17 protein-coding genes and 1 tRNA gene are annotated in these 20,509 nt (G+C 67.8%); all 18 read right to left on the reverse strand.

The genetic code is table 11. The features are described from left to right. Window positions 1-34: 34 nt before the first annotated feature. Window positions 35-1,384, reverse strand: coding sequence for an ABC transporter substrate-binding protein (locus ABIB26_RS11145; RefSeq protein ID WP_354242652.1), 1,350 nt, complete (start codon window positions 1,382-1,384; stop codon window positions 35-37). Between the two features lie 201 nt (window positions 1,385-1,585). Continuing rightward, a tRNA-Leu gene (locus ABIB26_RS11150) sits at window positions 1,586-1,659 on the reverse strand. A 48-nt stretch (window positions 1,660-1,707) separates the two neighbouring features. Then, a complete protein-coding gene (locus ABIB26_RS11155) occupies window positions 1,708-2,649 on the reverse strand; it encodes an N-acetyltransferase (protein WP_354242655.1) in 942 nt (313 codons plus the stop codon). Between the two features lie 122 nt (window positions 2,650-2,771). After that, window positions 2,772-4,265: an NAD(P)/FAD-dependent oxidoreductase gene (locus tag ABIB26_RS11160; protein ID WP_354242656.1), complete on the reverse strand. Its 1,494-nt coding sequence runs from the start codon at window positions 4,263-4,265 to the stop codon at window positions 2,772-2,774. A 105-nt stretch (window positions 4,266-4,370) separates the two neighbouring features. Next, entirely contained in the window at window positions 4,371-5,774 is a 1,404-nt protein-coding gene (locus ABIB26_RS11165; RefSeq protein ID WP_354242658.1) for a S8 family serine peptidase, read from the reverse strand. 135 nt (window positions 5,775-5,909) lie between these two features. Further along, entirely contained in the window at window positions 5,910-6,863 is a 954-nt protein-coding gene (locus ABIB26_RS11170; protein ID WP_354242659.1) for a Ppx/GppA phosphatase family protein, read from the reverse strand. After that, window positions 6,860-7,582, reverse strand: coding sequence for a DUF501 domain-containing protein (locus tag ABIB26_RS11175; protein WP_354242882.1), 723 nt, complete (start codon window positions 7,580-7,582; stop codon window positions 6,860-6,862). The genes ABIB26_RS11170 and ABIB26_RS11175 overlap by 4 nt, the downstream gene beginning before the upstream one ends. Before the next feature lie 94 nt (window positions 7,583-7,676). Next, complete coding sequence (locus tag ABIB26_RS11180) at window positions 7,677-8,516, reverse strand: FtsB family cell division protein (RefSeq protein ID WP_354242661.1); 840 nt, start codon at window positions 8,514-8,516, stop codon at window positions 7,677-7,679. Window positions 8,517-8,692: 176 nt separating this feature from the next. Continuing rightward, a complete protein-coding gene (gene eno, locus ABIB26_RS11185) occupies window positions 8,693-9,973 on the reverse strand; it encodes a phosphopyruvate hydratase (RefSeq protein ID WP_354242664.1) in 1,281 nt (426 codons plus the stop codon). Between the two features lie 147 nt (window positions 9,974-10,120). Continuing rightward, window positions 10,121-10,711 (reverse strand): MazG nucleotide pyrophosphohydrolase domain-containing protein, encoded by a 591-nt coding sequence (locus tag ABIB26_RS11190; protein ID WP_354242884.1) that lies wholly within the window; start codon window positions 10,709-10,711, stop codon window positions 10,121-10,123. A gap of 67 nt (window positions 10,712-10,778) precedes the next feature. Beyond that, entirely contained in the window at window positions 10,779-11,945 is a 1,167-nt protein-coding gene (locus tag ABIB26_RS11195) for an adenosine deaminase (protein WP_354242667.1), read from the reverse strand. A gap of 32 nt (window positions 11,946-11,977) precedes the next feature. After that, the gene (locus tag ABIB26_RS11200; RefSeq protein ID WP_354242670.1) at window positions 11,978-12,700 is read right to left on the reverse strand and encodes a DedA family protein; all 723 of its coding nucleotides are present in this window, start codon (window positions 12,698-12,700) and stop codon (window positions 11,978-11,980) included. Between the two features lie 805 nt (window positions 12,701-13,505). Continuing rightward, entirely contained in the window at window positions 13,506-14,141 is a 636-nt protein-coding gene (locus tag ABIB26_RS11205) for a DedA family protein (RefSeq protein WP_354242673.1), read from the reverse strand. Window positions 14,142-14,221: 80 nt separating this feature from the next. Further along, the gene (locus ABIB26_RS11210) at window positions 14,222-15,544 is read right to left on the reverse strand and encodes a thymidine phosphorylase (RefSeq protein ID WP_354242675.1); all 1,323 of its coding nucleotides are present in this window, start codon (window positions 15,542-15,544) and stop codon (window positions 14,222-14,224) included. A 17-nt stretch (window positions 15,545-15,561) separates the two neighbouring features. Beyond that, a complete protein-coding gene (locus ABIB26_RS11215) occupies window positions 15,562-15,966 on the reverse strand; it encodes a cytidine deaminase (RefSeq protein ID WP_354242677.1) in 405 nt (134 codons plus the stop codon). Window positions 15,967-15,971: 5 nt separating this feature from the next. Continuing rightward, on the reverse strand, window positions 15,972-17,339 hold the full coding sequence (locus ABIB26_RS11220) for an ABC transporter permease (protein WP_354242680.1): 1,368 nt from the start codon (window positions 17,337-17,339) through the stop codon (window positions 15,972-15,974). Then, window positions 17,336-18,766 (reverse strand): ABC transporter permease, encoded by a 1,431-nt coding sequence (locus tag ABIB26_RS11225; RefSeq protein ID WP_354242683.1) that lies wholly within the window; start codon window positions 18,764-18,766, stop codon window positions 17,336-17,338. The genes ABIB26_RS11220 and ABIB26_RS11225 overlap by 4 nt, the downstream gene beginning before the upstream one ends. Further along, on the reverse strand, window positions 18,759-20,378 hold the full coding sequence (locus tag ABIB26_RS11230; RefSeq protein ID WP_354242685.1) for an ABC transporter ATP-binding protein: 1,620 nt from the start codon (window positions 20,376-20,378) through the stop codon (window positions 18,759-18,761). The genes ABIB26_RS11225 and ABIB26_RS11230 overlap by 8 nt, the downstream gene beginning before the upstream one ends. Window positions 20,379-20,509 lie beyond the last annotated feature (131 nt).

Genomic DNA, 20,509 nt, shown 5'->3' on the forward strand with positions numbered 1-20,509 from the left:
GACGGGGGTCTCTTGGGTGTCAGGAGGAAGTGGCCTACAGCTTGCCGAATTCTTCCTTGGCGGGCTTGTAGGTATTGTCATCCTGGTAGTCGTAGATGCCGATGTAGGCTTCCGTCGGGTCACCGGCGTCGGAGAACGTTACGGGGCCGGACTGGCCGTCGTAATCGATGTTCTTGCCGTTCCGCATAAGCGTGACACAGGACGGGAAGTCGTTGCACTTCTCGCCGTCTTCAGACACATCCTTGAGGTGTGCCGCGATATCAACGCCCTTGGTGCTCTTGGCTTCTTCGGCAGCCAGGGCAATCAGGTTGACGGCATCATAAGACTCGCCCGCGTAGCTGTAGTCCTTCAGCGCCGGGTCGATGGCGAGGAGCTTCTTCTTGAAGTCATCCTTGGCGAAGGTGCCGGGGATGGTGCCCTGGGCGCCCTTCATCGTGCCCGGCTGGAAGTCCTTGCTGTAGTCGGACGTGTTGCCGTCCACCAGGAAGAGCTGGGTGGCTTTGACGCCCTTGCCCGTCATCAGCGGGACAATGCTCTTGGCCTGGTCAAAGGTGATCAGGGCAATGGCATCCGGCTTGGCCGCGACGATCTTGTCAACCTGGCTGCTGAACTGGGAATCGCCTTCGTTGAAGAGTTCCTCGGCGACAACCTTGCCACCGGCCGCCTCGAACGCTGCCTTCACGTTCTTCGCGAGGCCCGTGCCGTACGCATCGTTGAGTACGATCATGCCGACGGTCTGGGCTCCACAGGTAGCCATGTAGTTGCCGAGCACCTTGCCCTGGAGCACGTCCGAGGGGGCGGTGCGCCAGTAGAGGCCCTTGTCATCCCAGGTGGTGAAGTCCGGCGAGGTGTTGGCCGGGGAGAACTGGACGACGCCGGCGCCGGTGATCTGGTTGATCACGGTCTTGGACACGCCCGAGGATGCGGCACCCACGATTGCGCTGACGCCTGAGCCCAGCAACGCGTTGGTGGACTGCGTGGCGATGTCCGTCTTCGTGTCGCCGGAATCGCGGTGGATGACCTCGACCGGTTTGCCCAGCACGCCGCCGGCATCGTTGATTTCCTTGATGCCGAGGTTGACACCGGCGATTTCGGGCGGGCCGAGGAAGGCCAGCGACCCGGTGGTCGGCAGGAGCGAGCCGATCTTCAGCGCGGTTTCAGTCGTGGTGGGGGAAGCTGGTATTGCACCGCCGGCGCCGGCGGCAGTGGTGGCGCTGCCGGTTGCACTCGGGGCCGGGCAGGCGATGCCTGCGGCCTTGGCGGTGGCGGATCCAGTCGACGTCGGGGCGGACGAGCCACCACAAGCCGTAGCCAGAAGGGCGACGCCGATGCTAAGCGCTGTGAGCTTAGCGATGCGGGGCGCCACCTGGGGGAGTGAAGTCATGTAGAAATCTCCTCGATCTAAAGGTGTGAACGGCCTTTGATGCGAAAGATCAGGTGTTCCTGATTTAACTTCAAGCTAATGCAAATTTGGCGCGAACATAAGTGACTACGGTCACATCCTTATAACACTCGTTGCATAGAGGAAATCAGCGCCGGGATCCGGGGTGTTGGGAGGGCGCGGCCGAGTGCCGAAGCGCCAATGTGCCCCAGGTGGGATTCGAACCCACAACACGCGGATTTTAAGTCCGCTGCCTCTGCCAGTTGGGCTACTGGGGCGCCCGGTCCATGCTATCGCCTCGGGCAGCCCTCCGCTCCTGCCGGAGTTCAGCCAAACGGCCCGGCGGAGCGGAAGGTCCCGCTGACCCCGCCCGGCCAGACGGCCAGCGGAAGCAGCTGGAAGTGCACGCCCCAGGCCCGGTCCGGGGCCTCGACGCCGAGGGAGGTGGACGGCACGAAGCCGAACCGCGAGTAATACTCGGAGCTTCCCAGCAGCGCGATCCCCCGCTCCCGCGCGGCGTTCGCGCGGGCGATAGTTTCGTTCATGAGCGCGGACCCGATGCCGTGGCGCTGCAGCCGCGGCACCACGCCGATGGGACCCAGGCCAAGCAGTTCCAGCTCCCCCACCCGGCCCCGGGTGCTGATCACATGGCCCACGATCTCGCCGTCGAGCTCCGCCACGATGCTGAAGTCCGGCAGGTATTCCTCGCACTCAAAGAGCCGGGCCAGCAGCTGCACCTCCTCCGGTTCGCCGTCGACCGGCAGCCCGGTGACGGGCGAGACGGAGAAGGCCGCGGCCGTGAGGGCGAGGATGGTGGGGCGGTCTGCGGGCTGTTCGCTGCGCAGCACGAGTTCCGGCGCCGGCTTCTGCTCCCCACTGGCAGCGACCAGCTCGTGCAGAACCTCCAGCGCACGGTCGGCGTCCGCCACGGGTACCAGCAGATGGTCGTGGTGGAAGCCCGCCAGGACATTGCAACTGATTTTTGCCTCGGTCAACGCTGCGCTGACGGCTGCCGTCAGGCCCACCGCCTCGAGCGAAGAATGCACCTGGAGCGTAATCCAGGCCCCGACAAAGTCATAGGACAGTCCCTGGCCGTCCGCGTCGGCCCGCGGCAACACCACGGTGAGGCCTTCGGCCTCGCGGACGGCTGCCGCGATCGCGCCGGCCAGGGGTCTGCCATGTGGCCAGAGGACGTAGACGAACTCGCCGGCGCGGAGTTCGGGGCGCATTGTGGCCAGAAGAGTGTGCAGGTCCTTGTCAGCGCTCATGCAGCCAGTCTAGGTGCGTGGCCCGGCCGGGCCGTCCTCGAGCAACTGCCGGCGGCTGGCCCAACGAAAACGGCGGCCGCTCCCCTTGAGGGGAACGGCCGCCGTCGAAAGGCTGGCGCTGGCTACTTGGAGTTGGCCGGGACAGCTTTCTTGCTTTCGGTCGGGACAGCTTTCTTGCTTTCGGCCGTGACAGCGTCTGCTGCCGGCTTGCCGGCAACCGGGGCAGCGGGGGCTGCGGCCGGCTTGGGTGCCGGGGTTGCTGCAGCCACGAAGGCGCCGCGCGGGTTGTCCAGGTCCATCAGCTGGGTGGTGTCGCGCCCCAGGAAGAGGGCCCAGAACCAGCCGGAGATGACGCGGAACTTGCGCTCGAACGTCGGGATGGCCAGGCCGTGGTAGCCACGGTGCGCCAGCCAGGCCAGCGGGCCCTTGAGCCCGATGCGGCCCAGGAGATTGATGTTGGCCACACCCTTCCACTCGCCGAAACCGGCAACGGCGCCCAGGTTCTTGTGCTTGTAGTCCGTGAGCGGCTTGTCCCAGCGGGAAGCCCACAGGTTCTTGGCCAGGCGCTTGGCCTGACGCAGCGCGTGCTGGGCGTTCGGGACGCAGGTACCGTCCGGCAGGCCGCTGCCCGTGAGATCCGGCACGGCCGCAACGTCGCCGGCAGCCCAGGCGTTCTCGATGATCCCTTCGTCGCCGGCGATGCGCAGGTCCGGGAGGACACGTACGCGTCCGCGCGGCTCGAGCGGGAAGTCGGTGGAGCGGACCATCGGGTTGGCCTGCACACCGGCAGTCCACACGAGGGTGTCGGATTCGAATTCCTGGGCGGGAGTCTTGTCCGGGAGGTTGATGAGCTTCAGCGAGCCCTCGGCGTTGTCGAGGGAGGTGTTGAGCAGGACCTCGATGCCTCGGCTGCGCAGGTGCTCGACCACCCATTCAGCCTGCGAGGCGGTGACCTCGGGCATGATCCGGCCCATGGCCTCGACCAGGACGAAGCGGACTTCCTCCTGCTTGACGCGCGGGTTGTTCTTGACGGCGGCGCGGGCGAGGTCTTCCATTTCGGTGATGCACTCGATGCCGGCGAAGCCGCCGCCGACGACGACGAAGGTCAGCGCGCGGGCGCGCTCGGCCGGGTCCGTCATGAGGGAGCCGGTTTCAATGCGCTCCAGGACACTGTTGCGCAGGGCGACGGCCTCCTCGATGGTCTTGAGGCCGATGCCCTTGTCCGCGAGGCCCTTGATCGGGAACGTGCGGGTAATCGCGCCTGCAGCGACGACGACGTCGAAGTAGGGTACCTCGAAGTTGTCGCCGCCGTCGGCCGGGGCAACCACAGCGGTGCGGTTGGCGTGGTCGATGGAGAGAACCCGGCCCTGGATGAGCTCGGTCTGCTTGAGGTGCTGGCGGTGCGAGACCACCGCGTGCCGCGCCTCGATGTTGCCGCCGGCAACTTCGGGGAGGAAGGGCTGGTAGGTCATGTAGGGCAGGGGATCAACGACGGTGACGATGCCACCGGCATTCGCGATCTTCTTCTGCAGTTTGAGGGCTACGTACAGGCCGACGTACCCGCCGCCGACGACGAGTACCCTGGGACGGTCCTGGAGCTGAGGTGAGGATGCCATTGGTCAAGGATACCGTAGTTTGTGAAAAACTTCACTAACTGCTGATCCCCCCAAGTGACTCGCATTAGTTGCCGTTTTGAGGCCCAGAACGACAACTACTGCGACCTAGTTGGGCTTGCCGGAATCCACCGAATCCAGCACCCCGGTTTCGGGCCGGCCGGGGCCGGCCGGAGCCCCCGGAGGGTTCCGCACGGCCCGGCGGAGCTGGAAGACCGCAGCCCCGACGATGCACAGGAACAATCCGCCGAAGCCCAGGATCACGAGAGCCGGAACGGCATTGTCCAGCCCCGAGGGCTGCTCCGCCACCGGCACCGTGGCCTCGGGCAGGGTGGGCGCGGCGCTCGTCGGGGTGGGGGCTGCCGCGGCCGGCGTCGTCGCCAGGTTCCCGCGCCGGTGGACGCGGATCCACTCCGAAATGGAACCCAGCGGGTTGACCTTGGTTTCCGGCACATCGGCCTTGAGCGCCGCCTCGGCGTTGAGCACGCCGAAGCCGTAGAGCGGGTCCTTCCCGGGCGCACCGGCGTCCTTCGCGGTGCTGACGATTCTGTTGATGACCTGGCTGGCGGGCATGTCCGGCCACTCGGACCGGATCAGGGCCGCGACGCCGGCGACGATGGGAGTAGCGCCGGAGGTGCCGGCCCATTCGGCGTAGCCGCCGCCGGGCACGCCCCCGATCAGGTTCTCTGCCGGGGCTGCGACGCCGATGCTGATGCCCTGCGAGGAGGAATCGATGCTGGCTGTCCCCTTGCGGTCCAGCCCGGCCACGGTCAGCACGCCGGGGATGGTGGCCGGCGCACCGACCTGCACGTTGCCGCCCACCCGGTTGCCCGCGGCGGCCACGATCACCACGTCCTTCTGCTCGGCGTAGAGGAATGCCGCGTCCCAGCTCTGCGGCCACTCCGGGGACGTGCTGCCCAGCGAAATGTTGATGACGCGCGCGCCGTTGTCCACGGCCCAGCGGACCGCCTCGGGGATCTGGTCCTGGTCACTCTTGCCGCCGGGGTTGGCGGATCCGAGCCAGGTGGAGACGGAAAGCAGCTGGGCCTCCGGGGCAACGCCGACGATCCCGTCCGGCCCGACGGTGGGGCGGGGCCGTGCACTGGCGCTGGGGCTGGCGCTGGCGCTCGGCGTGGATCCTGCGGGCTGGTGGCCACGGCCGGCCAGCATGGTGGCCACCAGGGTGCCGTGCTCCGGTTTGGCACCGATGCTCTGCTGCCCGTCCGGGCTGCCGGCATCGGAGATGTCCACTCCCCCGGCCAGCACTCCCGCCAGGTCCGGGTGCTCGCCGTCCACGCCGCTGTCAATCACGGCGACCTTGACGTTGGCCCCCTTGGAGACTTCCCAGGCCTTGGTGATTCCCGACTCTGCGAGCCAGTATTGCTTGTCGCGCGAGGAATCGGCGTGGGCCGCGGGGGCCCCGGCCAGCGCTGCCGTGAGGGTGCCGCCGGCAAGGGCCAAGGCCATCAACGCGGAGGCGGTCCGGCGGGGCCGGGCTGTTGCTCTGGTCATTCGGGTCCTATCGGCGGTACTGCGGTTGCGCCTCGGGTCGGGAGGCGGCGGGGAGGCGCTGCGGCAAGTTGGAGCGGTGGGTCGGTCCGGCTGGTACGGAGATCCGTGTGACGGCGGATCCGGCTGATGCGCCGGCTAGCTGATACTGAGGGCAATGCCGTCAAGGATATCGTGTTCACTGGCGACGGCCGTGGTGATCCTTCCCTCTGTGACTTCCGCCAGGCGGTCCAGGACGCGACGCCAGATGAGTCCGCCCGCGCCGATCACGTCCACGCGTCCCGGGTGCATGTACGGCAGGGCGGCACGCTCCGCCCGCGTCATTTCAAGCAGTTCGGTACACGCCCGACGGACGGCATCCAGGGGGAGCTCGGTCCCGTGGATCGCCTCCGGGGAGTACTCGGGAAGGTGCAGGGCATGGGCTGTGATGGTGGTGACCGAACCCGCCACCCCGACGACGACGGTGGCGCGGTCCAGCGGCACGGTCCGGGCAGCGTCGCTGATGGCGGCGTCGACGTCGGCTTCCGCCGCGGCGATCTGCTCCGCCGTCGGCGGGTCGCTGCGGAGGTGGCGTTCCGTCATCCGGACGCAGCCGATGTCCACGGATTTGGCGGCGATGACGCCGTCGGCGTTTCCCAGCACGAACTCCGTGCTGCCGCCGCCGAGGTCGACCACAAGCACCGGATCCTGGCCCCGGGACGGCAGCACGCTGCTGGCGCCGGCGAAGGACAGGGCGGCTTCCTCGTCGCCGGTGATCACTTCGGGTTCGACGCCGAGGAGCTCGCGGATCCCGTCGATGAAGACCTGCCGGTTCCGTGCGTCCCGGGTGGCCGAGGTCGCGACGAAACGTATCCTCCCGGCACCGTGGCTGCGGATCAGTTCGGCGTACTCCCGGGTGGCGGCGAAGGTGCGGTCCAGGGCTTCCGGGGCGAATTCGCCGGTGGCGTCCACTCCCTGGCCCAGCCGGACCACACGCATTTCACGCACGACGTCGGTGAGCCGCGGGACGGCGCTGCCGGCCTCAATGTGGACATCGGCGATGAGCAAACGGATCGAGTTGGTCCCGCAGTCGACGGCGGCGACGCGGGTCACTGGCCGGCCTCCGGCGACGCGGCGCTGCCGGCGTTCTCCGCGCGGGCGCTGCGGACGGGGGCCGGCCGGCCCATGATCCCGGGAAGGCCCTGGGGCCCGTGCCGGCTGAGGTCCTGCGAGGGGACCTCGCCGCCGGTGTCCCAGGCGCCGTCGCAGTAGCAGCGGTCCTGGGTCCACCATTCGCCGATGGCGGCGATGGCTTCGTCGCCGAGCGGATTCACGCCGGGCCCGGCGGCAAGGGAGTGCCCCACCAGCACGTGCAGGCATTTGACGCGGGTGGGCATACCGCCGGCGGAGATACCGTCGATCTCAGGCACCGCTCCGATGCCGGACCGGGCGCCGATCTCCGCCCGGGAGGCCAGGTAGGCTTCGTGGGCTGCCCGGTAGCCGGCGGCCAGCGTCTCATCGCCGCCCAGCCGCTCGTTCATCTCGTTCATCAGCCCGGCCGCCTCAAGCCGGGAGACTGCGGAAGTGATGACCGGGTGCGTCAGATAAAAAGTGGTGGGGAACGGCGTGCCGTTGCTGAGCCGGGGTGAGGTGGCCGCGACGAGCGGGTTGCCGCAGACGCACCGGACCGGGATTTCGACGACGTCACGGACGGGGCGTCCCAACTGCCGGCTCAGGACGTCAAGGTCGTGCGGTGAGGGCTGGCGGGATTCCTGCGGCGCGGCTGCCGTCCTGGCAGCATCGGGGTTTCCTGCCGCCGCGGCCCCTGCCACGGGGCTCTCGTCCACTCGGTTCTCGTCCACTGGCGCGGCACCTTTCCTGCCCTGTCTGGCTCGTCCGTCGGATAAGCCGGCGGCGGGCGCCGCTTTAGTCTGTTGCCGAACGCCGGATGGACTCCCAGAGGGTGTCCACCCACGGCAGCTTGGCCGGGTCTGGTGTTGATGCTGCTCCGGCCGCGCCACCGGGCTCTCCGGCAGGAAGATCACTGCCGAATACCCAGTAGCCCGTTTCTCCGGGCATAACCATGTTAATCCGGTCGCGGGCCTGCTGCTTAACGTAGTTCGGATCCTGCCAGCGGGAGACCTGGCGTTTGAGGTCGTTCTGCTGCGACTGCTTCGCGGAGATATCGCCCTGAAGTGCGGCGATTTCGGCGCGTTTCTCGAAGAAGATCTTGACGGTGGGCGCCAGCATGATGGTGATGGCAATCATGACCACGAACAGGGCCAGCATGCGTCCGGAGAAGGCCCTGGCCGGGACGGGCGTCTCCTCCGGCCCCGCTGTGGGCTGCTTGCTGCCGCCAATCCTGGTCCCGCCGTGCTTGCTCCCGCGGGTCCTGGCAGTGCTTGTCCTGGCAGTGCTCGTCCTGGCAGTGCTCGTCCTGGCATCGCCCGACGTCGCATCGCCGGACTTCGCATCGCCGGACTTGGTGGTGCTCATCTTGGCCGGGGTCGTCTGCGCGCGCGGTGCGGCTGTGCCGGATGTAACCCGGCCGGATGTAGCCCTGCCCGCGTTGTACCGAGGCGCGTCGTCCTGCGGCGCGTCGTGCTGGGGCGCGTCATGCCGGGAACCGGGAGCCCTGCCGGCAGCGTCGCCCTGGGCCGCACGGCCGCCGAAATCAGCGAGGATGACGTCGCCGCCGTCGCCCGTGTCCGTAGACTTCGGGGCCGGCGCCGTGGCCCGGGGTACCTTGGGGCGGCGGGTAGCCATGTCACTCCTGTAATGCCCGGTCCTTGCTGGGCTGGCTTGCTGGACTCATACTGACAACCGTGACCCGGACCGGCGGCACCAACCCGGCACCAACCCGGCGCCAACTCAAATGCCAAAACAGAACCGGCGGCCATGGTCTGTCAACCATAGCCACCGGTCACTGGTTTTCGTCGCTACTAGCCTTTGAAACGCGGGAAGGCGCTGCGGCCGGCGTAGCGTGCGGCGTCGTCGAGCTCTTCTTCGATGCGCAGCAGCTGGTTGTACTTGGCAACGCGCTCGGAGCGGGCCGGGGCACCGGTCTTGATCTGGCCCGCGTTGGTGGCAACTGCGATGTCAGCAATGGTGGTGTCCTCGGTCTCGCCGGAGCGGTGCGAGGTGATGGTCGTGTAACCCGCACGCTGGGCGAGGGACACGGCGTCGAGGGTTTCGGTCAGGGAACCGATCTGGTTGACCTTGACCAGCAGCGAGTTGGCGGTGCGTGAGTCGATGCCGGTCTGCAGGCGCTCGGGGTTGGTCACGAAGAGGTCGTCGCCGACGATCTGGACCTTGTCGCCGATGGCGTCGGTGAGGGCCTTCCAGCCGTCCCAGTCGTTCTCGTCCAGCGGGTCCTCAATCGAGACCAGCGGGTAGTCGGCAACCAGTTCGGCGTAGTAGGCGCTCATCTCGGCGGAGCTGAGGGCCTTGCCTTCGAACTGGTAGGCGCCGTCGGTGAAGAACTCCGAGGAGGCCACGTCCAGGGCCAGGGCGATGTCCTTGCCCGGGATGTAGCCGGCGTTCTTGATGGCTTCCTGGATCAGGTCCAGGGCGGCGCGGTTGGACGGCAGGTTCGGCGCGAAGCCGCCCTCGTCGCCGAGGCCCGTGGAGAGGCCCTTTTCCTGCAGCACGGCCTTGAGGGCGTGGTAGACCTCGACGCCCCAGCGAAGGCCCTCGGAGAAGGTCTCGGCGCCGAGCGGGACAACCATGAATTCCTGGATGTCGACGTCGGAATCGGCGTGCGAGCCGCCGTTGAGGATGTTCATCAGCGGGACCGGCAGGACGTGGGCGTTCGGGCCGCCCAGGTACTTGTAGAGCGGCAGGTCCGCGGAGGCGGCTGCCGCGTTGGCGACGGCCAGGGACACGCCCAGGATGGCGTTCGCGCCGAGCTTGCTCTTGTTGGCGGTGCCGTCCAGGTCAATCATGGACTGGTCGATGCTGCGCTGGTCGGTGGCGTCGAAGCCGATCAGGGCCGGGGCGATCTGGTCGATGACGGCGTCGACGGCCTTCTGGACGCCCTTGCCGAGGTAACGGCCCTTGTCGCCATCGCGGAGCTCCACGGCCTCGTGCTCGCCGGTGGAGGCTCCGGAGGGAACTGCTGCCCGGCCGATCTGGCCGTCGGAGAGCAGAACTTCAACTTCTACGGTCGGGTTGCCACGGGAATCGAGGATCTCGCGGGCGTGGATGGCATCGATAAGCGCCATGGATGGGCTCCTTTGGGTGAAGCGGTCTGCTGGGAATCTGACTGCCGGGACTCTGGCTGGGAATCAAGCTGAAACCGACGTCCTCGTCCCCCTAAGCCTAGTCGAGAGTGGTACAGGTTACGGAAACCTATCCGGCCCCGGACGTCATCATGGCGATGCCGCGGACCCCTGGCCGTCCTGGAAGCGGCGCGCGGCCCCGCGGAGGGCACGTTCGGCGTCGAGCCCGTTGCGGCGGGCGGCCGCGACGATCCCGAACAGGAGCTCACCGAGCTCCGCCTCCGTGGCCGGGGCGTCGACGGCGGTTTCGCTCCCGGCCGCCGGGACGCCGGCCCGTTCGGCGCGGTCCAGCAGCTTCTGCGCCCGCGCCAACGCCGGAAGCGCTGCGGGGACGCCGTCGAAGACATGTCCCCGTTCCGGTTTTTCCGCCTTCTTGACGGCATCCCATGTCACGACGATTTCCTCCACCGTCGCCGGGAACCCGTCCTGCAGGGAACCGTCCGGGCGGAACACGTGTGGATTCCGGCGGATCATCTTGGCGCTGAGGCCGTGTGCGACGTCGTCGAGGGTGAAGGCCTTCCGTTCCTCGGCGAGGCGGGCGTGCAGGACCACCTGCAGGAGGACGTCGCCCAGTTCGGCCTGCAGCTCCGCGTCCCCGCCGCCGGTCTCGATGGTCTCGGCCACCTCGTACGCCTCCTCCAGGAGGTATTCCACGAGGGATTCGTGGGTGAGGGCCCCCATCCAGGGGCAGTGCTCGCGCAGGGCGGCGATCACGCCAACAAGCCCATGGACGGGGGCGGTGTCCTCGTTAGCCAAGGTCGGCGTAGGCCTCGTTGATGTATTCGACGAGGGCTTCCTTCTCCTCAAGCGGGAGGAAGGCTGCCTCGGCTGCGTTGAGCGTCAGCTCCAGCAGGTCATCGAGGTCGTAGTCGAAGGTCTCCACCAGCAGTTCAAACTCGTCCGTGAGGGTCACGCCGCTCATCAGCCGGTTGTCCGTGTTGATGGTGACGTTGAAGCCGAGCTGGAAGAGCATGTCCAGCGGGTGGCTTTCGATTCCCTCACCGAAGCCGGCAATGGCGCCGGTCTGCAGGTTGGAGGAGGGGCAGATCTCGAGGGCGATGCCGCGGTCGCGGACCCAGCTGGCGAGTTCGCCGAGGGTCACGAGGCCGATGTTGTCGTTGACCTCATCACTGCTGTCGTTGAATTCGGCACCGTCTTCGTCCTCCTCGAACTCAACGGTGACATCCTCGGCGATCCGGACGCCGTGGCCCAGGCGCAGGGCACGGCCGTCGACGAGGGCCGACTGGATGCTTTCCAGGCCGGCAGCCTCGCCGGCGTGGACGGTGGCCGGGAAGTTGTGCTCGGCCAGGTAGGTGAAGGCGTCCTTGAAGCGGGAGGGCAGGAAGCCGTCCTCGGCACCGGCGATGTCGAAGCCGACGGCGCCGTTGTTGCGGTGGCGGACCGCCAGTTCGGCGATCTCCTGGCCCCGGTCCGCATGCCGCATGGCCGTGATCAGCTGGCCCACCTGGATGTCGCGGCCGGTCTCGGCGACGGCGTCCACGCCGGCTTCGAGGCCGGCCTGCACTGCCTCGACCACTTCGTCCAGGCTCAGGCCCTGCTGCAGGTGCTGTTCCGGTGCCCAGCGGACTTCGCCGTAGACGACGCCGTCGTCCGCCAGGTCCTCGACGAACTCCTTGGCGACACGGAAGAGGCCCTCTTTGGTCTGCATCACGGCGATGGTGTGGTCGAAGGTTTCGAGGTAGCGGACCAGCGAGCCGGAGTCGGCGGATTCGCGGAACCACTCCCCCAGCGCCACGGGGTCGGTCGAGGGCAGCGTGTGGCCCACCGCCGCGGCAAGTTCAATGATGGTGGCCGGACGCAGCCCGCCATCCAGGTGGTCGTGAAGGGAAACCTTGGGAAGGCCCTTCAGGTCGAAGTCGAGGTCAGGGGCGGCGTCAGGAATAGTCTCAGTCACGTTCCAACCTTAGGGTCGGACGGCGCCGGACGCTACTTTCTGCCAGCCTCAGTGTCGCGGGCTGCGATCATCGGTGAAGGAACGGGCGCGGCGGCTGGTGGGTTCATGGGCCCGCCGTCGAGCCACTCGTCCACGACCTCGGCATCATGACGCCCGAGGCGCTTGTGCCACCAGCGCAGGAGGTGATCGATCAGCACACCCAGCACGATCGCGAACACCACCGCAATGCCCGCGCTCAGCAGCGGGTTGTCATGGAGCCAGTGGAAGGAGCTGGCCAGGACTCCGATTCCGATGGAATAGACAACCCATGTGGCGCAGGCAAATGCGTCCAGGAAGAAGAATCTCCGGTGCGGGAAGCCCGTGGTCCCGGCCACATAGTTGACGGCGACGCGTCCCCACGGGATGTAACGGGCGGTGAAGATCAGGACGGCGCCGCGCTTCTCCAGTTCGTATCGCGCCCAGCCGAAGACCTTCTCGACCTTCGGCTTGCGCATCCAGCGGAACCGCTCCAGGCCGATCTTCCGGCCCAGCATGTACGCCATGTTGTCCCCCGCGATGGCACCGACCAGGGCTGTCAGGCCCAAGATCCAGAGATTGGGCTGTCCACCGCGCACGGAGAACGCCGCGAGGGCAACAATCAGGGTCTCACTGGGGAGCACCATCGCGAAGCCGTCCACAAAGAAGAAGACCAGCAGGAGGGGGTATATCCACCACTGGCCAGCTGCATGGAGCACCGCCTCATTAATGAACTCCACGCGGGCATTGCTCCTAGATGAAAATGTGGCACACATTCTGCCAGCGGAAAGTGAGGTAGATCGCTCCTAAGTGTCCCACGGCGATGGCACGCTCCGCTACGGTTTCGCGGAGGTATCCGCTACGCCCGGGACGCAGAAATCCGCCCACGGCCGAGAGATTTCCGCCTAGCCCTCCGCCGGCGGCGGCGTGGCCGGGCTGAAGGACATGCCCCGCGCCGGGGTCGGCGGACGGGCATATACCGGTTGTGCCCGGTCCCGGGCCCGAGGATTGGGCATGTCCTCCCGGGGAGCAGCCCGACGCCCTGCCGCCGGACACGCCCAACCCTTGACGGACAGCCCCACGCTTGACGGGACCAGCCCCACGCGCCCATGCCGTGACGGTCCTCCCCAGTTGCTTCGGCGCCGGGCGCCAAACGCGCGCGGGATTCCGGGCTTTGCCAGGGCCGGCAAGCGGCCGGGCGGCGGGCAACCGGGAAGGAGCGCCCGCGCTGGTGCCTGCGCCCGACCAAGTCAACGAAAATGCCCACCGGACGGGGCATGCCCTATGCCAGGGCCGGCGCGAGGACATATTCCGGTTGTGCCCGGTCCAGGGCGCGAGGATTGGGCATGTCCCCCCGGAGAGCAGCCGATCCCCGCAGCGGAGCCACCCGCACATGCGCCCGGATCCGGACGGTGCCCTCCTCCAGGGCCAGCGCAGGTACATATTCCGGTTGTGCCCGGTCCCCGGCCCGAAAACTGGGCATGTCCTCCCGATCCGAAGAGGTCTGGGCCCCCTAAACCCCCGACGAACTAACGAAAATGACCACTAACCCTCCGCCGGCGGCGGCGTCCGGTCCGCGTCTGCCGGGACCCTTCCGCGCAGCCTGCTGATGCCAATGTCCACGACGATTCCGAGGCCGATCGCGCAGATGACGGCGACGATGACGCCGAGCAGGTGGTTGTCTGCAAACCACTGCCCGAAGAACAGTCCGATCGCGACGGAATACCCGGCCCAGAGCAGCCCCGAGAGGACTGTCAGCCCCACAAACCGGGGCCGCGGATAGTGCGAGACGCCGGCAGTCAGGTTCACGGCTACCCGTCCGATGGGGACAAACCGCGCCACGAGGATCAGCGACGCCGGGCGCTTGTGCAGTTCCGTGCCCGCCCAGGAGAAGGCTTTCTGCATCCGCGGGCCCCGCATCCAGGCCCAGCGGCGGGTGCCTGTGCGCCGGCCGATCAGGTAGGCGGTATTGTCGCCGAGGAAGGCGCCCGCCGCTGCGGTGGCTATCAGGAAGATCGGATTGGGTACGTCTGCCGTGGCCGCGACGGCGGCGAGCCCAACCACCACGGATTCGCTCGGGATGGGCGGGAAAAAGCCGTCAATCACGCAGCAGGCGAACACGAGGAAGAGGACCCAGGGTTGGCCTGCGGCTGCCAGGATGAAGTCGTTGATTGCCTGCACGGTTTCCTATCACGGCCGGGTCTGGGAGTACTGCTGTGGAGCCAGTGTAGCTGCCGGCCCCGGCCCCAAGCGGCGGGTCCTCAGGCGATGCGGTCGATGATCAGCTGCTGGGCCGGGCGGGAACCCTCCGGGGCAATCATGACTGCGTGCTCGAGTGCCTCCCTGGCCCGCTCGAACTTCTCCGGCGTGTCGGTCAGCAGGGTCATGAGCGGCTGGCCGGCCCTGACCGTGGCGCCAGGCTTGGCGTGCATCCGCACCCCGGCACCGGCCTGGACCTGGTCTTCCTTGCGGGCGCGGCCGGCCCCGAGGCGCCAGGCCGCGACGCCGACGGCCATGGCGTCGAGTTCCACCAGCACGCCGTCGGCCGGGGCGTAGATGACCTCTGATTCCTTCGCGACCGGCAGCTTGGCCCGGGGGTCCCCGCCCTGTGCCTCGATCATCCGGTTCCAGACGTCCATGGCCCGGCCGTCCGTCAGTGCCGTCCGGGGGTCGGCGTCGTGGACCCCGGCGCAGGCCAGCATCTCCTCGGCGAGCCGGACGGTGAGCTCGACGACGTCTTCCGGGCCCCCGCCGGCGAGCACCTCGACGGACTCCCCGACCTCGATCGCGTTGCCCGCGGTGAGGCCCAGCGGGGTGTCCATGTTGGTCAGCAGTGCCACGGTGTTCACGCCGGCGTCCTTGCCCAGGGCCACCATGGTCTCGGCCAGTTCGCGGGCCCGGGCCTCGTCCTTCATGAAGGCGCCGCTGCCCACTTTGACGTCGAGCACCAGCGAGCCGGTGCCTTCGGCGATCTTTTTGCTCATGATCGAGGAGGCGATCAGCGGAATGGCCTCGACCGTTCCGGTGACGTCCCGCAGCGCATAGAGCTTCTTGTCGGCCGGGGCCAGCCCGGCGCCCGCGGCACAGATGACGGCGCCCACGTCCTGGAGCTGGGCCAGCATTTTCTCGTTGCTCAGCGCCGCGCGCCAGCCCGGGATGGATTCGAGCTTGTCCAGCGTGCCGCCGGTGTGGCCCAGGCCGCGGCCGGAGAGCTGCGGCACGGCCACGCCGAAGACCGCCACGAGGGGGGCCAGCGGGAGGGTGATCTTGTCCCCCACGCCGCCGGTGGAGTGTTTGTCGCTCGTGGGCTTCACGCCGCCGTCGGCCCGGCGCAGGCTGGAGAAGTCCATCCGCTCACCGGAGGCGATCATCGCCGCGGTCCAGCGGAAGATCTCGGCCCGGTCCATGCCGTTGAGCAGGATGGCCATGTTCAGGGCGGCCATCTGCTCGTCGGCGATCGCGCCGCGGGTGTAGGCGTCGATGGTCCAGTCGATCTGGGCCGGGCTGAGCACGCCCTTGTCCCGCTTGATGCGGATGATGTCGACGGCGTCGAACGCTTCGGTGCTGCTGTTGGTCTGGGTCACTTGCGTCGGGGCTTGTTTCACCGGGGTTCCTCCAGGTTTTGGGGGCCAAAGGCATCGGGAAGGACCTGGTCCATGGTCTTGATTCCCTGCGTGGTCATGAGCTCCATGCCGGGAGCCCGGAATTCGTAGAGCAGCTGCCGGCAGCGTCCGCACGGCATCAGGACGTTGCCGCCGGCGTCGACGCAGTAGAAGGCGCGCAGCAGCCCGCCGCCGGTCATGTGCAGATTGCCCACGAGGACGCACTCGGCGCACAGGGTGAGTCCGTAGCTCGCGTTCTCGACGTTGCAGCCGCTGACGATCCGGCCGTCCGCGGTAAGGGCTGCCGCCCCCACCGCAAACTTCGAATACGGCGCGTAGGCGTTCTTCATGGCGGCCGCCGCCGCGGCCTCGAGGGCTGCCCAGTCGACGTCGTTGCTCCCCACGCCCGTCAGCCCTTGACGTACGGTATGCCGCTGGCGGCCGGCGGGCGGGAGCGGCCCACGAGTCCGGCCACGGCCAGCACCGTCACCAGGTACGGCAGCATCGCCATGAACTGGCTCGGCACGGGCGTCCCGATGATCGTCACGATGCTCTGCAGGTTGTCGGCGAAGCCGAACAGCAGCGCGGCGAAGAAGGCGCCGATCGGGTTCCAGCGCCCGAAGATCAGTGCGGCCAGCGCAATGAACCCGCGGCCCCCGGAGATCTCCTTGGTGAAGCTGTCGATTGCCACCAGCGTGAAGAAGGACCCGCCGATGCCTGCGATGGCGCCGCCGAGCGTGACGTTCCAGAACCGGGTCGCATTGACCTTGATCCCCATAGTGTCCGCCGCCTGCGGGTGCTCGCCGACGGCACGGACCCGCAGGCCCCACCTGGTCTTGAACAGCCCGACCCACACCACGATGACCGCGATGTACATCAGGTAGCCGATCAGGGACTGCTTGAACAGGATCGGACCGATCAGCGGGATGTCCGCAAGCAGCGGAATCGGGATGGGGTCCAGGTGGGCCGGCGAGTTGAACTTCGTCTTGTCCGCCTGCATGACGGTGCTGAACAGGAAGCCGGTCAGGCCGGAGACCAGGACGTTGAGCACGACGCCGACGATGATCTGGTTGACGAGGTACTTGATGCTGAACAGGGCCAGGACCATGGAAACCAGGGCTCCGGCCATCGCGGCCGCCAGCAGCCCGATAAACGCATTGTGCGTCAGGGTGGCCACGATCGCCGCGGTGAACGCGCCGCCCAGGAGCTGGCCTTCGATCGCGATGTTCACGACGCCGACCCGCTCGCAGAGCACACCCGAAAGGGACCCGAACACGAGGGGCACGGCCAGCGTCACCGATCCCGCGATGAGCCCGGCGAGGGAAATGCTGGTCGAACGCGCGCCGCCGACAACCCAGATCAGGAAGGCCGCGACAAACAGCACGATGAACACAACCGTCAGCCAGCCGGGCGTGATCCGGTTCCTGGTCTTGAGGAACACGGCATAGCCGGCGAGGGCCAGCATCAACACGGAGAGGACAATCCCGCCGGAGACGGCCGGGACTTCGATCGCCGGCAGCTGAAAGAAGTCGCTGCCGGTGGAGATCCCGAACTTCGCGATCTGGTGGGGACCGAGCAGGCCGAAGAAGACGGACGCCACGACTGCCACGACTGCCAGGGTCACCGGCAGCTTCCAGGTCACGGGCTTGGCGGTGACCGCCTGTGTGTGTTCCTTGACCGGCTGGGTGCCCGGCGGGGTCCCCGGCTGTGTCTTTCCCGATTGGGGCTTCCCCGCTTGGGGCTTTCCCGGAACGGGCGACGTTGCTGTTGTGCTCATGCTGCACCTCCGGTGGTTGCTGCCTGCTGGGATTTGCCGGCGGACGCGGCCTTCTTCTGGCGCGGGTTCAGCCCGAAGACCGCACGCACCAGCGGCGGGGCGGCGATGAACAGCACGATCAGCGACTGGACCACCAGGACAATGTCGATCGGGGTGCCGGTCTGGATCTGCATCTGGACCGCACCGGCGCGGAAGGCGCCGAAGAGCAGGCCGGCGGCGAACGTGCCCCACGGCGTCGAGCGTCCCAGCAGCGCCACCGTGATGGCGTCAAAGCCGTAGGTGGCGGCGACGCCGTCGGTGAGCACTTTTTCGGTACCCGCGACCTGCGCGACGCCGGACATGCCGGCGAGGGCGCCGGCGATCGCCATCACGAGGATGGTGGCCCGCGGCACGTTGATGCCTGCCGTCAGGGCCGCCTTCGGGTTGGCGCCCACCGCCCGGAACTCAAAGCCGATCGTGGAGCGGTTCAGGATCCACCAGACCAGGAACGTGGCAGCGATGGCGAGGACGAAACCCAGGTGCAGCCGGTACTGGCTGCCGAGGATCTGCGGGTACACCGCGCTGGGATCCAGGATGGGCGAGATCGGGTTGCTCTCCCCCGGGCGCTGGAAGGCCGGAGTGTTGAGCAGGTACCGCAGGAAGTACAGCGCGATGTAGTTGAACATGATGGTCAGGATCACTTCATGGGCGCCGGTGCGTGCTTTGAGGAGACCGACGAGGCCGCCCCAGACGGCGCCGCCGACGATGCCGGCCAGCAGGACCAGCAGCAGGTGCAGTCCCAGCGGGAGGTGCAGGGCGAAGCCCACCCAGGACGCGAGGATGCCGGCCATGATGATTTGGCCCTGCGCACCGATGTTGAACAGGCCTGCACGGAAGGCCAGAGCCACGCCCAGACCGGCGGTGATCAGGGGGGTGGAAATGGTGAGGGTTTCCATCAGCGGAGCGAACTGGCCGGTCACGCCCGTGCCCCGGGGGTTGAACACCGAGCCCTGGAAGAGGGCGATGTAGGAGCGCGTGGCGGCGTTCCAGACGGCGGACAGGAAATCAGCGGGCCGGGCAAACAGGTAGCCGGCCGTCGTGGTGACAGCCTTGTCGGTGCTGGCGATCAGCAGTCCGCCGAGGATCAGTGCCAGCAGCACCGCCAGGACAGACACCATGCCGCTGCCGGTGAAGATTTTTCGCAGCACGGAGTCGGGACCGCCGGGGATCGTGCCGCTCTGCGCGGAGGCCGGCACGGCCGACGGCGCCAGCGCGCCGCCCGCGGTGTCGAGCGAGGCGGCCGCCGCGGCCGCCGCCGCCGGCGTTTCGCGCGCTGGCGTTTCACGCGCCGTGGCGGGCGCCTCCGGAGCCAGGGTTTCCGGAGCTGCGTCCGGACCCTCGTCCGGACCCTGCTCAGCCGAGTGTCGCGGCGGGTTCTGTTCAGTCATGGTGCTCTCCTACGGCGCCGGAGGTGGACTCCTGCGCGGGGTATGCGGCGGGCGCCGGGATCGATGCCGGGGTTGCTGCGTGCTGTTTGCCGACGGTGTCTGCGCGGGCGTCGGCCGGGGACAGCCCGGCCATCATCAGTCCCAGGACGTCGCGTCCGGTGCCGGCCGGGACAATGCCCACCAGCTTGCCCTTGTAGAGCACTGCGATCCTGTCGGCGAGCTCAATCACCTCGTCCAGTTCGGTGGAGACGATCATCACGGGGGTGCCGTGGTCCCGCTCGGCGACGATGCGCTTGTGCAGGAACTCGATGGATCCCACGTCCACGCCGCGGGTGGGCTGGGAGGCGATGAAGAGGCGCAGCGGCCGGGAAAGCTCCCGCGCCATGACCACCTTCTGCTGGTTGCCGCCGGACAGGGTGCCCGCGGCGAGAGAGCCGGACGGGGTGCGCACATCGAATTCTTCGATCCGGGTCCTGGCGTTCTCCAGGACCTTGGCCGGGCTCATGCTGATGCCCCTGGCGAACGGCTCCTGGTCGTAGCGGTCAAGGATCAGGTTCTCGGCGATGGAGAAGGTCCCGATCAGGCCGTCCACCGAGCGGTCTTCCGGCACGAAGCCGACGCCGGCCCCGAGGACTTCCTTGACGCTGCGGCCCACGAGCTCTTCGCCGTCGAGCAGGATGGAGCCGTGCACGCGGTCCTGCAGGCCCAGGATGGCCTCTGTCAGTTCCGTCTGGCCGTTCCCCTGGACGCCGGCGACGGCGAGGATCTCGCCCCGGGCGATGTCGAAGCTGATGCCGTCCACCACGTGCTGGCCGCTGGGCGCTATGACGGTGAGGTCCGTGACCTGGAAGGTCTTTTCCTGTGGCTGGGCCGGAGCCTTGTCGAGGGTCAGGTTGACGGCCCGGCCCACCATCATGGAGGCGAGTTCCGTCGTCGAGGCGTCGGGATTGGCCGTGCCGACCACCTTGCCCCGCCGGATCACCGTGATGGTGTCCGAGACTTCCTTGACCTCGCGGAGCTTGTGCGAGATGAAGACGATGGACGTCCCATGGCTCTTGAGCTGCCGCATGATGTCCAGCAGCTCATCGGTGTCTTGCGGCGTCAGCACGGCGGTGGGCTCGTCCAGGATGAGGACCTTGGCGTCGCGGACCAGCGCCTTGATGATTTCCACCCGCTGCTGCACGCCGACGGGGAGGTCTTCGATCAGGGCGTCCGGGTCGACGTCGAACCCGTACCGGTCGGAAATCTCCTGGATCTTGCGGCGGGTGTCATCGAGGTTCAGGAAACCGCCGGCCTTGGTGGTTTCCGCACCGAGGGCGACGTTCTCGGCCACTGTGAAGACCGGGACCAGCATGAAGTGCTGGTGCACCATGCCGATGCCCGCAGCCATGGCGTCCCCCGGGCCGCGGAAAGTGACGGGTTTGCCGTCAACGAGGATCTGACCCTCGGTGGGCTCGTAGAGCCCGTACAGGACGTTCATCAGCGTGGACTTGCCAGCGCCGTTCTCGCCGAGCAGACAGTGAATCTGCCCGGGTTCAACAACCACATCGATGTGATCGTTGGCTACCAGGGAGCCGAAGCGTTTGGTGATCCCCTTGAGTTCAAGTTTCAAAACCCTGACCAATCTCGAGGTGTCCGGAAGACGTGGCCCGGACGCGTAATGGGGCTGCAGCACCAGCCTAGTGCTTGCGGCCGGAGGCGGAGCGGAGTCCGCTCAACGAAAAGCGCCACGGCCCGTGCGGT

Origin of the sequence: Arthrobacter sp. UYEF20, assembly GCF_040546335.1 — a bacterium.
Lineage (GTDB): Bacteria > Actinomycetota > Actinomycetes > Actinomycetales > Micrococcaceae > Arthrobacter.

Excerpts from the sequence above, each read along its gene's own strand:
- ABIB26_RS11145 (WP_354242652.1), bottom strand. The coding sequence starts at position 1,384 with ATGACTTCACTCCCCCAGGTGGCGCCCCGCATCGCTAAGCTCACAGCG.
- ABIB26_RS11155 (WP_354242655.1), bottom strand. The coding sequence starts at position 2,649 with ATGAGCGCTGACAAGGACCTGCACACTCTTCTGGCCACAATGCGCCCC.
- ABIB26_RS11160 (WP_354242656.1), bottom strand. The coding sequence starts at position 4,265 with ATGGCATCCTCACCTCAGCTCCAGGACCGTCCCAGGGTACTCGTCGTC.
- ABIB26_RS11165 (WP_354242658.1), bottom strand. The coding sequence starts at position 5,774 with ATGACCAGAGCAACAGCCCGGCCCCGCCGGACCGCCTCCGCGTTGATG.
- ABIB26_RS11180 (WP_354242661.1), bottom strand. The coding sequence starts at position 8,516 with ATGGCTACCCGCCGCCCCAAGGTACCCCGGGCCACGGCGCCGGCCCCG.
- eno (WP_354242664.1), bottom strand. The coding sequence starts at position 9,973 with ATGGCGCTTATCGATGCCATCCACGCCCGCGAGATCCTCGATTCCCGT.
- ABIB26_RS11190 (WP_354242884.1), bottom strand. The coding sequence starts at position 10,711 with ATGGGGGCCCTCACCCACGAATCCCTCGTGGAATACCTCCTGGAGGAG.
- ABIB26_RS11220 (WP_354242680.1), bottom strand. The coding sequence starts at position 17,339 with ATGAGCACAACAGCAACGTCGCCCGTTCCGGGAAAGCCCCAAGCGGGG.
- ABIB26_RS11225 (WP_354242683.1), bottom strand. The coding sequence starts at position 18,766 with ATGACTGAACAGAACCCGCCGCGACACTCGGCTGAGCAGGGTCCGGAC.